The 1,017-nt window shown below is 43.0% G+C and carries 2 protein-coding genes and 1 pseudogene; 1 reads left to right on the top strand and 2 read right to left on the bottom strand.

The window, feature by feature from the left end; translation table 11 throughout:
- Positions 1-182, bottom strand: a pseudogene (locus tag Xhom_RS24990) (hypothetical protein); the annotation flags it as partial.
- Between the two features lie 125 nt (positions 183-307).
- Here Xhom_RS24990 and ghoS point away from each other — a divergent pair.
- Positions 308-592 carry a type V toxin-antitoxin system endoribonuclease antitoxin GhoS gene (gene ghoS / locus Xhom_RS24985; RefSeq protein WP_069316134.1) on the top strand — a complete coding sequence of 95 codons (285 nt, stop codon included), beginning with the start codon at positions 308-310 and terminating at the stop codon, positions 590-592.
- Here the strand turns inward: ghoS and Xhom_RS24980 are convergent.
- Positions 589-792, bottom strand: a complete 204-nt coding sequence (locus Xhom_RS24980; RefSeq protein WP_069316135.1) for a hypothetical protein — start codon at positions 790-792, stop codon at positions 589-591. The two genes, ghoS and Xhom_RS24980, sit on opposite strands and share 4 nt — an antisense overlap.
- Positions 793-1,017 lie beyond the last annotated feature (225 nt).

Here is a 1,017-nt window from a genome sequence, read left to right as displayed (position 1 = left end):
GCACCCTGACTTCTGACTGATTTCACGGTGAATGACGTTGGGTTCTCCAATCGACGTTCTAGTGCGACCTTCTGTGCTTTCTCTATCTTACGCGCAACGTTGGTTAGCGCCTGAGCCATAGCGAACGGGATTTGTTTTCGTATCTTTGCCAGTTGATTAGCAAGATCGTTGAGATTAGCCATGCTTACCTCGCAATTTCCTGTATTACCTACTTTTCACCACATCAGATAAGGTGGTTCCTCACTTTCCGCAATTAAGGGAAACTGATAGCTTGGTTATTCCATAATCAAAACAAGGAATAAGAAGAATGACAAAATTTACTGTTCGCGTTGAATTACATAATGCAATTTCAAAGGATTATGAGAATTTGCATGAAAAAATGGAAAGAGCTGGGTTTAAACGCACTATCACTACTAAGAGTGGTAAAGTTTATCGTTTACCAGATGCGGAATATTCAATCAGCAAAGATAAAACCACAGATGAAATTCGTGACTTAGCTCATGATACGGCGAAGAAAGTAAAATCAAACCCATCCATTCTTGTCACTAAATCAGACGGAGATAGAAGCTGGTCTGGTTTGAGTGAAGATTAATCTTCCGCCTCATCGCTTCCACTGCCTCGTTTTGGGTCTTCTGTTTCAAGCGCGATAAAGCTGTCCCTAATATTTCGGGCGATATATTTCGCCCTGCTCTCATCAATATAGCGGCGAGACTCCATTTCTATATTGAGTGCATTAACCAGAGCTTCTCGTGCTGCCTGTTGTGATTCATGGGGTAATTGTTTGAATTTCATAATGGCCTCAGTTTGTTATCTACCCAATGTCCGATAATCGGACTTTGCTCTCTACTGCATAGCTATCACTACTCGGTGAATCATGATAGCAATGCAGGCCGTCTTTCCGGCTGTCACATCACTTCGTCTGCCTACAGCGGATGTTGCTGATAATGACCGTCCTACACGGTGGCATGGGTTATTTTTGATTCTGTCGGTACGCTCGATGCAAAGGGAACAGGTCTC

Origin of the sequence: Xenorhabdus hominickii (assembly GCF_002632725.1) — a bacterium.
Taxonomy (GTDB): domain Bacteria; phylum Pseudomonadota; class Gammaproteobacteria; order Enterobacterales; family Enterobacteriaceae; genus Xenorhabdus; species Xenorhabdus hominickii.
The sequence above is the reverse complement of the archived record's forward strand: the minus strand, read 5'-3'. Positions and strand labels throughout refer to the sequence as shown.